The organism is Butyrivibrio sp. X503, assembly GCF_003625475.1.
Taxonomy (GTDB): Bacteria; Bacillota; Clostridia; order Lachnospirales; family Lachnospiraceae; genus Butyrivibrio.
Genome location: NZ_RAIQ01000002.1, coordinates 304,691 through 318,820, shown reverse-complemented (window position 1 = coordinate 318,820; position 14,130 = coordinate 304,691). Strand labels below are relative to the sequence as shown.

At 43.1% G+C, this 14,130-nt stretch carries 13 protein-coding genes; all 13 read left to right on the top strand.

What is annotated here, in order from left to right; translation table 11 throughout:
• Positions 1-5 precede the first annotated feature (5 nt).
• Positions 6-1,364, top strand: coding sequence for a flagellar protein export ATPase FliI (gene fliI / locus D6853_RS04355; RefSeq protein ID WP_120656738.1), 1,359 nt, complete (start codon positions 6-8; stop codon positions 1,362-1,364).
• 20 nt (positions 1,365-1,384) lie between these two features.
• Positions 1,385-1,843, top strand: a complete 459-nt coding sequence (gene fliJ, locus D6853_RS04350) for a flagellar export protein FliJ (RefSeq protein ID WP_120656736.1) — start codon at positions 1,385-1,387, stop codon at positions 1,841-1,843.
• Between the two features lie 2 nt (positions 1,844-1,845).
• On the top strand, positions 1,846-2,805 hold the full coding sequence (locus D6853_RS04345) for a hypothetical protein (protein WP_120656734.1): 960 nt from the start codon (positions 1,846-1,848) through the stop codon (positions 2,803-2,805).
• Positions 2,806-2,920: 115 nt separating this feature from the next.
• The gene (locus D6853_RS04340; protein ID WP_120656732.1) at positions 2,921-4,414 is read left to right on the top strand and encodes a flagellar hook-length control protein FliK; all 1,494 of its coding nucleotides are present in this window, start codon (positions 2,921-2,923) and stop codon (positions 4,412-4,414) included.
• Between the two features lie 26 nt (positions 4,415-4,440).
• Entirely contained in the window at positions 4,441-5,322 is an 882-nt protein-coding gene (locus D6853_RS04335) for a flagellar hook capping FlgD N-terminal domain-containing protein (protein WP_120656730.1), read from the top strand.
• Positions 5,323-5,347: 25 nt separating this feature from the next.
• Positions 5,348-5,773: a TIGR02530 family flagellar biosynthesis protein gene (locus D6853_RS04330; RefSeq protein WP_120656728.1), complete on the top strand. Its 426-nt coding sequence runs from the start codon at positions 5,348-5,350 to the stop codon at positions 5,771-5,773.
• A gap of 158 nt (positions 5,774-5,931) precedes the next feature.
• Positions 5,932-9,051 (top strand): flagellar hook-basal body complex protein, encoded by a 3,120-nt coding sequence (locus tag D6853_RS15465; RefSeq protein ID WP_243108293.1) that lies wholly within the window; start codon positions 5,932-5,934, stop codon positions 9,049-9,051.
• Between the two features lie 375 nt (positions 9,052-9,426).
• Positions 9,427-9,606 (top strand): flagellar FlbD family protein, encoded by a 180-nt coding sequence (locus D6853_RS04315; RefSeq protein ID WP_243108292.1) that lies wholly within the window; start codon positions 9,427-9,429, stop codon positions 9,604-9,606.
• A 27-nt stretch (positions 9,607-9,633) separates the two neighbouring features.
• Positions 9,634-10,443: a motility protein A gene (locus D6853_RS04310; protein WP_120656726.1), complete on the top strand. Its 810-nt coding sequence runs from the start codon at positions 9,634-9,636 to the stop codon at positions 10,441-10,443.
• Entirely contained in the window at positions 10,443-11,276 is an 834-nt protein-coding gene (locus D6853_RS04305; RefSeq protein ID WP_120656724.1) for an OmpA/MotB family protein, read from the top strand. Before D6853_RS04310 ends, D6853_RS04305 begins: the two co-directional genes overlap by 1 nt.
• A gap of 22 nt (positions 11,277-11,298) precedes the next feature.
• A complete protein-coding gene (locus D6853_RS04300) occupies positions 11,299-11,838 on the top strand; it encodes a flagellar basal body-associated FliL family protein (RefSeq protein WP_120656722.1) in 540 nt (179 codons plus the stop codon).
• Positions 11,839-11,885: 47 nt separating this feature from the next.
• Positions 11,886-12,869 (top strand): flagellar motor switch protein FliM, encoded by a 984-nt coding sequence (gene fliM / locus D6853_RS04295; RefSeq protein ID WP_120656720.1) that lies wholly within the window; start codon positions 11,886-11,888, stop codon positions 12,867-12,869.
• Between the two features lie 4 nt (positions 12,870-12,873).
• Positions 12,874-14,112, top strand: coding sequence for a flagellar motor switch phosphatase FliY (fliY, locus tag D6853_RS04290; protein ID WP_120656718.1), 1,239 nt, complete (start codon positions 12,874-12,876; stop codon positions 14,110-14,112).
• Positions 14,113-14,130: the final 18 nt, after the last annotated feature.

The window sequence follows — 14,130 nt, the reverse complement described above, 5'->3', positions numbered from 1 at the left end:
TGCCTATGCTTACATCGTCTATTGATTTTTCAAAATATAAAAAGATGCAGACCGCGCCTTTTTATCGCATGAGAGGTAAGGTCGTCAATGTTATCGGACTTACCATTGAGTCTGCGGGTCCCGATGCTAAGCTTGGTGACATCTGTCTTATTTATCCTAAGAAAAAAGACAATGAATCTGCGACCGAACATGTCGCAAGACCGGCTATGGCTGAAGTTGTGGGCTTTAAAGATAACCATGTTCAGCTTATGCCCTATGAAAATACCAGCGGAATCGGAAACGGAAGCATCGTAGAGAATACCGATTCACCGCTCAGAGTAAATGTCGGAGAGGGGCTTCTGGGTAAGACTCTCGATGGACTCGGAAGGATTGACGGAACAAGCTTTGGAAAAGGAACCGCACTGGAGGGCGGTGTGGCTTATTCTGTAGAGAATCAGCCGCCCGATCCAATGACTCGTGACCCGATTTCTGATGTTCTTTCACTTGGAGTAAAGGCCGTTGACGGTCTTCTTACGGTCGGAAAGGGACAGCGTATCGGTATTTTTGCGGGTTCCGGTGTCGGAAAGAGTACACTGCTCGGAATGTTTGCAAGAAATACCCAGGCTGATATAAATGTTATCGCACTTATCGGAGAGCGTGGAAGGGAAGTCAGGGAATTCATAGAAAGAGACCTCGGAGAAGAAGGTATGAAGAGGTCAATTGTTGTATGTGCGACTTCCGACAAACCTGCTCTTGAGAGACTTAAAGCCGCCAAGACGGCAACTTCAATCGCTGAGTATTTCAGAGACAAGGGCAAAGATGTCCTTCTTATGATGGATTCGCTTACCCGTTTCTCCATGGCACAGAGAGAAATCGGACTTGCGAGCGGCGAGCCTCCCGTATCCAGAGGTTATCCGCCAAGTGTATACGCTGAGATGCCTAAGCTCCTTGAGAGAGCAGGCCGATCAAGAAAAGGCTCTATAACAGGTTTGTATACAGTGCTTGTTGATGGTGATGATATGAATGAACCCATCACCGATACAGCCAGAGGTATTTTGGACGGACACATCGTTCTTAACAGAAAGCTTGCGCAAAAGAACCATTATCCTGCGATTGACGTTCTTGCCAGTATCTCGAGATGTATGTCTGCCATTGCTGATCCCGAGCATAAAAAAGCTGCAGGAAAGCTTAAGAATGTTCTTGCGACATATAATGACGCCGAGGATCTTATAAATATCGGAGCATACAGGGCGGGCGCGAATAAGAATATCGATTATGCCGTTTCCAAGATTGAGCGCGTAAACGAGTTCCTTATGCAGGAAACGGATGAAAAATTTACTTTTGAGCAGATCAGAGATATGCTATTGAGCATTTTTGCTGATTGATATGGATTATGTGGTAGATTATGGCGAGATTTGTCTATCGAATGCAAAGCGTCCTTAATATCAAGCAAAAGACCGAAGGGCAGATCAAAATGGAATTTGCTGCCGCTCAGGCCGAGCTTAACAGGCAATATGATATTTTGGATGAATATATCAGGAGAAAAGAGAATTATCTTATTGAGGCCGAGGAACTAAGAAACAAAGAGACACTCCCTCTTCAGGATATTCTCGATAACCAATATGCGACTGCGCAGATGGACGTTATGATCGCTTCTCAGTATAAGATCGTTCAGCAGCATGAAGCAGAGGTTGAGAAGGTTCGCGTCAGACTTACGCGCGCCATTCAGGAAAGAAAGATGCAGGAAACCTTGAGAGAAAGAGCTTACGCCGAATTTCTCGAGGAGGAAAAGCAGGAAGAAGCCAAAGAGAACGACCAGAGAACCAGTTTTACTTACGGGCAGAGACAACAGGAGAATAACTGATCATGGCAGATACCAATTTGATTATGCCGCCTTTTGAAGATCCCAAAGAGGCAAAGGCCAAGCTGAAGGCCGATAAAAAAGAATACAGAAAGCATCTACGTGAGCAGAGAAAAGAGCAGCGTGAAAAAGAAAAAGAGTTTGCCGACAGAGCAGCCGATCTAAGTGGTGATGATGCCGGCGGACTTGCAACTTTGGTCATTACTTTCCTGATCATTCTTATTTGGATTGCCATAATGGGTCTTTTGATAAAGCTTAATGTCGGAGGCTTCGGCACAGATGTACTTGCTCCTTTGATCAAAGACATCCCTTATCTTAATCTTATCCTTCCCGATGAAGCGCTTGATAAAGACGACAGCATTAATGTGATTTCGCTTCCGGATTCTTCATCTTCCGATGTATCCGTTGATGATTCAAGCTCTATAAGTACCATGGAGCAGGCAAATGCCTATATAAAGAGACTTGAGAAGGCTCTTCAGGATGAAATGGAGCAAAATAGCGAGTATGCTTCCGAAATAGAAAAGCTTAAAACCGAAGTAGCCAGACTCGAGCCTTTTGAACAACAACAAAAAGTATTTTATGAACAGCGTAAACAATTCTACGAGGAGATGGTCAACGGAGAGAACTCTCCGAGTCCCGATGTGTATCAGAAGTGGTTTGAGACCATCAATCCCGATGACGCTGCACGTATTTATAAAGAGATCAAGCAGGGTGACCTTGATGAAGCCGCTATAAAAGCTTTTGCCACAACATATTCCGGAATGAAGGCCAAGCAGGCAGCAAAGATCTTTGATGAGATGGTGGCAGAGAATCAGATCCAGCTTGTAGCACGTATTTTGGCTCAGATGAGCGTGGAAAACAGAGGCGATATCCTCGCTCAGATGGAAAAACCCAACGCAGCCAAACTTACTCAGCTTCTTGAGCCCGGTGCTTTGGAGAAAAAATCCACTCAGGTTACGGGATAATTTCCGTAAAAAGTTTGTTTTTTCTCTAAAGTTTGGATTAAAAACTCCGATATACAAACTGAAAGTGTATAAGTATGTTTATGCACAAAAGTTAATATCGGAAGGAGGACATTTAATGAGCAGTGCAGCAAACGCGATCAACAGCGTAATGCCTATCCTGGCACAGAGCACTGCAGCCGCAAATGTTTCCGCAATATCCGATCTTAGGCAGACAGATGCCAAGGCAGGAGCTAGCTTTGAGAACATCTTGGGAAAGGTTTCCGAGACTGTTATGAACACCAAGACCGGTGATACCGGTAAAGACCTTGGACAACTTAAGCAAGATACAAAGGATGTATCGGCACAGCCTAAGGAAAACGCATCTTCATTGGAACAGACCAAGACAGCAGCTGATGAGAATGCGAATGGCCTTAACGAAGAAACGAATGTTTCCGCAGAAAAGACTGACAACAATATCGTTAAGGAAACGGATGACGGAGCACAAGGCAAGGAGGCTTCAAAAGAGCTGCAGGAAGCTATTGACGAAGATGGCAGAATGCTTATCACGGAAATGGCTAAAGAGCTTGAAATGTCTGAAGATGATATTGTAAACGCTATGCAGATGCTTGGACTTACACCGGCCGATCTACTTATACCCGGCAACATACAGCAAGTCGTTTTGGTATCAACTTCTAACGAAACAGCCCTTGATCTTATCACAGACTCAGACCTTTATACATCATTGCAGGACCTCATAGAGGATGCGGATAGTATGGGAAGTGAGCTCATGAAGGAGTTCGACTTAACTGAGGAAGATTTACAAGAGGCTATAGGCATTACTCATGAGGAATTTTCTGAAAAAATTAAAGTCGATAACAAGAAAGAATCAGAAGCAGTAACGGTTCCACTCACGGAAGAGCCTAAACAAGACAACGAAGTCTTATTCAAGGTTAAGGCAAAAGAAACCGTTAAGGTAAGCTTCGAAGAGGATGTCGATCACGACTTTAAGCCTATCGAAATTTCCCATGAAACAGAGCAAAATAATAGTGAAAGCAGCCTGAACAAGCAGGCTACACCGGAGAATATTTTTAATACCTTTATTAAAAATGTCACGGATACAATTACAACGGATTTTGATGTGATCAACACGGAAGTTTATGAGCAGAGAGCTCAGATGGAGAACGTTATCAGACAGATAACCGAGAAGATAACCATCACATCCAAGGAAGACGTCACATCAATGGAACTTTCTCTTCATCCGGCAAGTCTCGGTAATGTAAGTGTTCATCTTACAAGCACCAAGGACGGAATCGTAGCTAAGTTCGCAGCACAGAACGAGATCGTAAAGGAAGCGGTTGAGAGTCAGCTGGTAATGCTTCAGCAGAAATTCGAAGAGAAGGGAATCAAGGTTACAAGCGTTGAAGTTACAATAGCTAGTCACGGATTTGAGCAAAACCTCGATGAAGGCAATCAGAAGGAAGCACCCGGTGAGGATCCCAAGAATAAAAAGAGCCTTCGCAGGATCAATCTTTCGGAGATAAAGGATATCGATGAAAGCCTCGAGGAAGAAGAAAAGCTTCAAGCTCAGATGATGGCAATGAACGGAAATACCGTTGATTTCAGTGCATAAGCTAAAGCTTATAGAAAGAGGGAATTATGGCAGATAATAATATTAATCCTGTAAGCGCCGTTATCAAGGATGGTAAGGTAGAAAATCTGGATACCAAAAAAGCTTCTAAGGATATGAATACAGCTTCAGGCTATGACAAGGATTCTTTTCTTAAGATCCTTGTAGCTCAGATGAAGTATCAGGATCCCATGGAGCCTACATCCAATACTGAGTATATTTCACAGTATGCGACATTTTCTCAGGTTGAGCAGCTTAATAATATGGCTAATGCCATGAGCATGTCCCGTGCATCTGAAATGGTAGGAAAAACGGTTACTATCAAGCAGACCAATGCTGAGACAGGTAAGACATCTGAGGTTCAGGGCGTTGTTGATATGGTTACTTATAGCGGAAATAAGGCTTACCTTACTATCGACGGCAACAATTACAGCATCGATGATGTCACAGAGGTTCTTAACAGTGAGTATGTCAATACTCTCAAGGTTGTTGAAGACCTTCAGAAGAATATTGACTCTCTTCCCAGAACTCTCGACCTTATCAGCCTTGGCGAGCATGGTGAGAAGATACTTACTATGTATGACTACTATGATAATCTTGATGACAAGACCAAGAACTTCATTGATAAGGATTATGTGACAGCTCTTACTCAGTATAAGAAGAGAGTAGATGAACTCAATGAGGCATTGGGAGAGTTTGAAGAAGGAATTAAGAGCCTTCCCGGCAGCTCAGATGATGTAAATCTTGAAGATCACGGTAAAAAGATCGACAATCTTTACAATTACTATATGGAACTTGATTCCGCAACCAAACAGGTCGTTGAAGAGGATTATAAGGATGCTCTTCAGCTTTATGTCAACAAGATTGACGATCTTAGAGGTGATACACACAGAACCGTTTCCAAGAAGTAATTATTTTAAAGCGGAGGAATAAATCATGATGATGGATAATCGTCAGTTCTTATCCATAGGGCAGGTTAAAGACCAATATTTAACCGGAAATCTCCCCAAGGATGATAAGAATAAACAGAATATTCCCGCAGGTGAAAATTCTTTTGCATCTGTTCTAAATAAAGTTAAGGAATCTGCCGATAAAAGTTATAGCACGGAGGACCTTAAGTTTTCTAAGCATGCCGTGAACAGACTTAACGACAGAAACATTGAACTTTCAACTGAACAGATGCAGAGACTTAATCAGGGCAAGATTGAAGCCGGAGAGAAAGGCATCAAGGAATCTCTTATTCTGGTTGATGAGCTTGCGTTCATAGTGAATGTTCCCAACAACACGGTAGTGACAGCAATGGATCAGACAGAAAACAAGAACAACGTATTTACTAACATTGACGGTGCAGTGATTGTATAAGCAGATTGGACCGAAGCGGTAATGAGCCTGAAGTGCCTTGCCGTCAGGAAATCTCAGCTTCCCGACCGACAGAAGGAAGCATCCTAAAAATCACTATAAGCCGTCCAACATCCAATTTAATAACCTTTTTATTTATTTATGATGGAGGACTTTGCCTTATGATGAGATCTTTGTATTCCGGTGTAGCTGGACTTAAGACCCACCAGACCAAAATGGACGTTATTGGTAACAATATCGCCAACGTTAACACAACTTCTTTCAAATCTCAGTCAATCACATTCTCTGATCTTATGTATCAGACAACACAGACTGCATCCGGCGCTACTGAGACTAAGGGTGGTGTAAACGCTCGTCAGATCGGTCTTGGTGCTAAATCCGGAGCGATCAACACAGCAATTACAGCGCAGGGCGCAACTCAGACAACAAATAACCCCTTTGATATCATGATCACAGGTGAGTCGTTCTTTGTTGTTAATAACGGAACTTCGAACCTCTATACAAGAGACGGTTCTTTCTACGTAGACGGTGCAGGTAACCTTGCAATGCAGTCTAACGGATACCTTGTTCAGGGATGGGCAGCAAAAGAGGATCGTGAGACAGGTGAGATCACTATCAATAAAGGAACTCTCACAGGTCTTCAGATCATGAGTGCAGCTAACTACACATATGCACCTGCTTCAACAACTGCAGCACTCTTCAGCGGAAACATCGATGCTAAGGATTCAAACGTAGTATCTGATGACGGTAAGACAATCACACTTGAGTTTTACGATAATAAGGGTTACCTCTACACAGGTAAGTTCATCCTTAAGGATACAAAGCCCGAGGATGAGCATATGTATGCACTTACTCTTACAGACATTCTTGATTCAAACGGAAAGTCTATCAACGAGAATGAGAACAAGTATGATCTCATGAGCCAGATCACATTCGGTAATGCTGAGGGTGCTCAGAGAACATCCCAGCCCAATAAAACAGAACCTAATTACAGCATTATCGCAGGAACAGATTCTGCTCATATTACAATAAATAAGGCTGACGGTGACGTTAAGTTTGATAACGTACCCGCTACAGGAAGCCTTAAGAACCTTATGTCTGCCGAGACAGCAGGCGGATCACCTTATGCTAACCTTTTATCAAATGCATACGGTTTATCTGATGATGCCATTAAGGCTCAGTATCAGGAGGGATGGGAGACAGCCCAGTACACAATAGATTCAAGCGGAGAGCTTACTATCAGAAGCGTTGTATCTGATTTCCCTAATCCTGATTCTTCAGATGAGACAATCGGATTCAGCACAAATAAGTTCAGCAATATTGATTTCAGAACTCCCAATACTACAGTTAAGTATTACACAGAGCTCGACGGAAATGTAGCTTATAAGGTTCCTACAGGAGTTCCCAGCGATGCAAAAGATCTTACTGCAGATCTTCTCTCTGATGTATTTGGAATAAATCAGACTTACGGTGATGATTACAGATATGAGATTACAGCAAACGGTAAGCTCAGCATCTTCAGAAAGACACCCGGTATTACCAATACAACAGATGCTCTTCCTGTATCGAACATACTTGGCCAAATAGAAGGTTTCCAGCCTTCAAGTGGAATCGGATCATCTTTGGCTGATGTTATCAACGCTTATGATCCGACACAGCTTGCTAACCTCAAGTATACATATGATAACGGTAAGCTTACTTTGAAGGAGACAACAACTACTACTTCAAATATTACAGAAACATTTAATGATGATCTTTCCCAACACGTACAGGGAATTTATGATCTTGCTTCAGCTATTCCGATCGCAGATTCGGATACCGGTGCTACATATGAACAACTTACCGGATTTATAACTGATGCCGATCCTGTTAATGATGCTGATGCTATAGCTGCGGCACGGGCAATTGTGGGTCTCATTGATGCAAATGCTAATATTGGCGGAATTTCGAACAAATCAGCATTTGTTATAAAATTTGCCGATGTTACCGGAACAACCGGATTTAATGTTGGTTATACAACAACATCTACAGATACACATGATTATCCTTCAGCAGGCGTAACTTTTGAGAATAAGGCTGTTGCATCCGGAACTGCCGATGTAAGCAAGTATAAATCAGCAACACCCGCTTATGTATATACGAGTGTTCAGACATTCGGCAAATCATATTATTGTCCTGAAGATAAGCTTGAGAGAGTAGTTAATAAGGATTCTGCAACAGACAATATGAAGAGCGATTTCATCAGCAATGTATTCGGTATTGATGTAAGCACTCTTACAGACGGAGTTGAGTATACATTATCAATTGATAAGAAGACCGGCGGAATCAAGATTTCTCATTATGAGAACGGAACACCCAATCCTCTTGTAGGAGAGTATTCGGGACAGGGAATGTTCGAATCAACCGGCGACGGAAAGTTCAGATATAAGACAAGTAAGGCTTATGTAGATGTTCCTACAACAGGAAATATCTCAGACCTTCTTGAAAAGGCAAGAACAACAGATGATTCTGCAGGAAAGTACGCAGGAGTCCTTTCTAAGGTATACGGAATTACCGATGAGATGGCAAGAGCATACGGAATTGACGGAACATACACAATCGACAATACACCCGGCTCTGCTACATACGGACAGATCTCACTTACAACAGGTAAGCACACAATTCAGCTTAAGTTCAATGCTGATGACGGAACAATAGCATCTGCCGACAACGATAAGAATTCCAAGGTTAATATTACCTTCGGACAGGGATATCCCGGACTCGAGCCTTTCGGCTTCCAGGCATCTCCCAACAATGCAGCTGAACTTGAGAGAGCGTTTACAATCTCTGTTGACTTTACAACACTTACTAACCAGAACACACACGGCTCTTCAACTATTAAGGCCAATAAAGGCGATCTCTCTAACCTAAACACAGGTCGTATGGTTGGTGAGATGAACGGTGTAAACGTAGGAACAGACGGACGTATCTTTGCTACATATTCAAACGGACAGACCAAGCTTCTCGGACAGATCGCCAGTGCTGAGTTTGCCAATGCATCAGGTCTTTCCAAGGAAGGTGATAACCTTTATGCTTCAACGCTTAACTCAGGTGAGGCTACAATCCAGGATATCACAACCGACGGTGGTTACATGAATACCGGCGTACTCGAAATGTCCAACGTTGATCTTTCACAGCAGTTTACAGAGATGATCACAACACAGCGTGGATTCCAGGCTAACAGCCGTATCATCACAGTATCCGATACACTTCTTGAGGAGCTTACAAACCTTAAGAGATAAGCAGTAAGTCAGGTAATAAATTTCATAGGCAAAGCTTTCGAAACCCCACTTTTCTGTCGGAAGTGGGGTTTCTTTTTGAATTAATGCTGTACTATACCAAAAAATGTGTTACAATAAATAAAATACCACAATATGTAGTACTATGTCTTTTTGTAAGTGAGGATAAAAAGATACGAAATAACATAGTTTTATAATAAAATAAAATTTCAACAAATGTTTCGATTTTTGAAATTCTGTTTCAAAATACGCTTGCTTATGAACGTAAATGCGAGATTTTGAAGGCGAAAAGTGGTAAAATATTAATATCTGGAAATAAAATTTCAATTTTTATACTAAAATTTCATCTCAGAATGAAATTTTGTTGCGAAAGGCGCTATGAATACAGGTATCATCGAGCTTACCAAACTTGATACTAGAAAGATACTTATAAATCCGGCGGCTATTGAGAGCGTGGAAGCCAATCCGGATACTGTTATCATACTAACGACCGGACGCAAGCTTCTTGTCAAAGAGAAGCTTGAAGAAATATACACTAAGATCAACGGTGGACATTAAAATTTTTTCAGATGAGGGGTAAATGCTGTGGATATTGCGTCAATTATCGGTGTAGCAATGGGTGCTTTTCTGATGCTGCTGGGTATTATGACATCCGGTGGTATTCAGACAGTAGGTAACTTCTTGGATATTCCGTCAGTCCTTATCACGATCGGTGGATCGAATATGGCGGTTTTGGCATCAAGAAGTATTCCTGAATATGTTGGGGCTTTAAAAAGTTATCTTATGATCTTTAAGGTGAGTGCGAGTGACACAAAGGGTGTCATCAAGCAGATCATCGATCTTTCCAATACAGCCAGAAAAGAAGGTCTTCTTGCTCTTGAAGAAGCTGCGGGTGCTTTAGACGATCCTTTTATGAAAAAAGGTGTAATGCTTATTGTCGACGGTACAGAGCCGGAGCTTGTTAAGAGTATCCTTGAGGCTGAAATTGATTCCATGTCGGACAGACATAAAGCCAATTATTCTGTGTTCGAAGATATCGCAGCACAGGGTCCTGCCTGGGGTATGATCGGTACCCTTATCGGACTCGTTAACATGCTTAATGATATGAGTGATGCTTCCAAGATCGGTCCTTCAATGGCGACCGCTCTTATCACAACACTCTATGGTTCCGTTCTTGCGAACTGGTTCTGTTTCCCTGCATCTTCTAAGCTTAAAGCCAGAAGTAATGCTGAATATATGTCAAAGAGTATAGTAATCGAGGGTCTCCTTTCCATTCAGGCAGGTGAGAACCCCCGTGTTACTGAAGAGAAGCTTAAATCATTCCTTTCACCCGCTGACAGAGCAGCTTATGAGGCTGACAACGGCGGTGGTGGCGCTGAGGGAGGAGCTGAGTAATGGCAAAGAAAGCGGAAGAAGTAAAACCCGGCGCACCGGCCTGGACCGCGACATTCGGCGACCTCATGAACCTTCTTTTGTGCTTCTTCGTTTTGCTTTTTTCCATGTCTACCATGGATGCAGCTAAGTTCGAAGAAGTAGCCGCTTCGTTTAGTACCGCATTCGGTATTTTCCAAGGCGGTGAGATGGCAATCGGTCAGGGTGCCCTTATAGGTGACGGTGTTTCACAGCTCACAGAGCTTTCAAGTTATATTACTTCAATGGGTCTGGCACAGAGCGGAGATGATTCCGATCAGGAAGAAGCCAACATCGGAGATATGGATGAGGATGCGCTTCTTGAGGCTGCTGAAGAGGAACAGCTTGAAGCATCGATGGAGCTTGCCGAAGAGATCGAGAAGGCTCTGGAAGAAGAACAGATCCAGAACGATGTCGATCTTAATTACACAAGCCAATATGTACAGCTTACAATTCAGGGTTCGATCCTTTTTGATTCAGGTAAGACCTATCTTAAAGAGGATGCAATCCCTGTTATAGACAAGCTTGGTCAGATACTTGAGACTTACGCCGGTGGCACGATCGAGATTGAAGGACATACGGATAATGTTCCCATGACTTCCGGCGGCAAGTATTCCAATAATGATGAACTTAGTTCGGGAAGAGCTCTTTCGGTATTCTATTATCTTTGTGAGAATACCAATCTTGACCCGGCCAATCTGATACATACGGGACGCGGAGAGTATAACCCGATCGCCGACAACTCGACGGATGAGGGACGCGCCCGCAACAGAAGAGTAGAGATCAAGATCTACAATCCACTTAGTTCTTCATACTAACAAAGAGGGGGATTAATTCAATATGAAAAAGAATCTGTTATCGATCATTATCTTGGCACTTTTGGTTGTAAACATTGCGATGACTGGCTTTATGCTTCTTTCCGTCATGACAACCAATTCACAGACAGCTAAGCTTATTTCGGATATTGCCACAGCGCTTGAGCTTGAAGCAAGTGGCGGAGCTGGCGGAGGCTTTTCACCTGACAATTCCGGAGTTGTTGAAGTATCCAATATAGCAACATTCGGATTTACCGGTCAGGACAAGCTTACCATCAATCTTAAGCCCGGTGCTGACAGTAAGTCACACTACATGGTTGTTGAAGTTGTATTTTCAATGAATACTGCAAGTCCTGATTACGCAACCTATGGTTCAAGCGAGTCTCTTGCCGGAACCAGAGAACTTGTAAAATCTCAGATAACCAATGTTCTTTCAAAGTATACGATGGAAGAGCTTCAGGCTGATACACAGGCGGCCAGAGAAGAGATTCTCGAGGGTGTTCAAACACTTTACGGATCCGCATTTATATATGATGTGACATTCAGCAGTGTTTTATATAACTAAGTACTTTCTGATACATACTTATTTACGTCAGAGGAAGGAGAACCAATTTGAGTGAAGTACTGTCACAAAATGAAATAGATGGTCTGTTGGCAGCACTTAACAGCGGTGAACTTGACGTAGATCAAATGCAAGCGGCAGACGAAAAGAAAGTCAAGGATTACGACTTTAAACGACCTGCCAAGTTCTCCAAGGAACATCTTCGTACTTTGGAGATGATCTACGAACATTACGGAAGATTATTATCCACCACATTGCCGTTATATCTTCGAAAAAATGTAGTCGTTACGGTTGCCAATTCTGAGACCGTAACCTATTCGGAGTTTAGCAACGCCCTTTCCAATCCTGTAATTTTGGGAGTTATAAGTTTTTTACCGTTACAGGGTAATATCATTTTGGAATTGCAGGCGAATATAGGTTTTTCTTTTATCGACAGAATGCTCGGAGGTAACGGAGGAACCTTGGATAGACCCCGTCCGTTCACCGATATTGAGATGCCGCTTATTGAAAAGCTTGTTACCATCTGCATGCAGCTTATGGTTGAGCCTTGGCAGAATGTTGTTTCGATCAATCCCGTCATGGAGAGAATTGAGACCAATCCTCAGTTTGCACAGGTAATATCGCCGACGGATATGATCGCGATCGTAACTCTCAACATCAAGATCGGTGAGACCGAAGGTCTTATGAATGTCTGTCTTCCGTATTTCACACTTGAGAGTGTTATGGACAAGCTGAATACCAAGTTCTGGTTTTCAACCATGCAGAAAAATACGGATGAGAGCTTTGATGAATACATCGAAGCGATGGTCAAGCATGTTGATGTGCCTGTTAAGGCAGTTCTCGGAAGATGCAATGTTTCCGTCAGCGATTTTGTTCATCTGCAGGCGGGTGACATTATAAGACTTGATAACAGAGTAAATACAGATATGCAGGTATATGTCGGTAATCTGTACAAATTCACGGCATTACCCGGTACGACAAAAGATAAATACGCCGTCAGGATTACGTCGGTCGTAAGAGAGGAGGAAGAGTAGGAGCATGGATGGAATGTTATCTCAAGATGAAATAAATGCTTTATTATCCGGTATGGATACGTCAGCCGGCGGTGATGCTCCCGCTGCGGATGCAGCCCCTGATGCGGCTGCGGAACCTGCTGCTCCTGCGCAGGCTGTAGGAAGTGGGGATATAGATGAATCTCTTCTTACAGATTCGGAGAAGGATGCTATTGGCGAGGTTGCCAATATCAGCATGGGTTCGTCCGCTACGACGCTTTATTCTCTGGTAAATCAAAAGGTTAATATTACAACTCCTCAGGTTGAACTTGCAAATTGGGAGAATGTAATAAATAACTACGAAAGACCTTGTGTATTCATTCAGATCAAGTATACACAGGGACTTGACGGTACCAATATCCTTATTCTTAAAGAACATGACGTTATGGTCATCACAGACCTGATGATGGGAGGAGACGGAACCAATATTGAAGGCGAGATAGGTGAGCTTCAGCTTTCGGCTATTTCAGAGGCCATGAACCAGATGATGGGCGCTGCAGCGACATCTCTTTCTACCATGATCAATTCCAAGGTTGATATCAGCCCTCCGTCAGCTACCGTTCTTGATATGATCAATGACGATCCTTCCGATATCGCCGAGTTCCTTACCGGAACATTCGTGAAGATATCATTTAAGATGCAGGTCGGAGAGCTTGTGGATTCTACTCTTATGCAGCTCTATCCTGTAGAATTCGCAAAAGAGCTCAAGGATACCGTTATTACAGCTGAAAATAAGACATCGGGAGAGCAGAATGCCGCTGCAGAAGCTGCACCGTCACCTGCCCCTGCACCAGCGCCCGCTCCGGCACCCGCGCCTGCACCTGCAGCTCCAGACCCTTCAATGATGGGAGCTCAGGCTATGCCTCAGATGGGAATGCCACAGATGGGTATGGCTATGCCACAGATGCAGATGGCTCCTCAGATGATGAATATGAATATTCAGCCTGCCCAGTTCCAGACCTTTGCCGGTGGAACAACGATCATGGCTGGTGGCGAGAATATCGGCATCATCAAGGACGTTCCTTTGGAAGTTACGGTTGAGCTCGGCAGAACTGCTAAGCCTATTTCCGATATCCTTGATTTTGCACCCGGTACTATCATCGAGCTTGATAAGGTTGCGGGTGAACCTGTAGATGTACTTGTAAACGGTAAGTTTGTAGCCAAAGGCGAAGTAGTAGTTATCGAAGAAAGCTTTGGTGTCAGAGTTACAGAGATTGTTCAGTAATTTTTTTCGGAGAAAGCG

Coding starts and splice junctions, on each gene's coding strand:
- D6853_RS04335 (WP_120656730.1), top strand. CDS start 4,441: ATGGCAGATAATAATATTAATCCTGTAAGCGCCGTTATCAAGGATGGT.
- fliJ (WP_120656736.1), top strand. CDS start 1,385: ATGGCGAGATTTGTCTATCGAATGCAAAGCGTCCTTAATATCAAGCAA.
- D6853_RS04340 (WP_120656732.1), top strand. CDS start 2,921: ATGAGCAGTGCAGCAAACGCGATCAACAGCGTAATGCCTATCCTGGCA.
- D6853_RS04345 (WP_120656734.1), top strand. CDS start 1,846: ATGGCAGATACCAATTTGATTATGCCGCCTTTTGAAGATCCCAAAGAG.
- D6853_RS04315 (WP_243108292.1), top strand. CDS start 9,427: ATGAATACAGGTATCATCGAGCTTACCAAACTTGATACTAGAAAGATA.
- D6853_RS04300 (WP_120656722.1), top strand. CDS start 11,299: ATGAAAAAGAATCTGTTATCGATCATTATCTTGGCACTTTTGGTTGTA.
- D6853_RS04305 (WP_120656724.1), top strand. CDS start 10,443: ATGGCAAAGAAAGCGGAAGAAGTAAAACCCGGCGCACCGGCCTGGACC.
- fliY (WP_120656718.1), top strand. CDS start 12,874: ATGGATGGAATGTTATCTCAAGATGAAATAAATGCTTTATTATCCGGT.
- D6853_RS15465 (WP_243108293.1), top strand. CDS start 5,932: ATGATGAGATCTTTGTATTCCGGTGTAGCTGGACTTAAGACCCACCAG.
- fliI (WP_120656738.1), top strand. CDS start 6: ATGCTTACATCGTCTATTGATTTTTCAAAATATAAAAAGATGCAGACC.
- D6853_RS04330 (WP_120656728.1), top strand. CDS start 5,348: ATGATGATGGATAATCGTCAGTTCTTATCCATAGGGCAGGTTAAAGAC.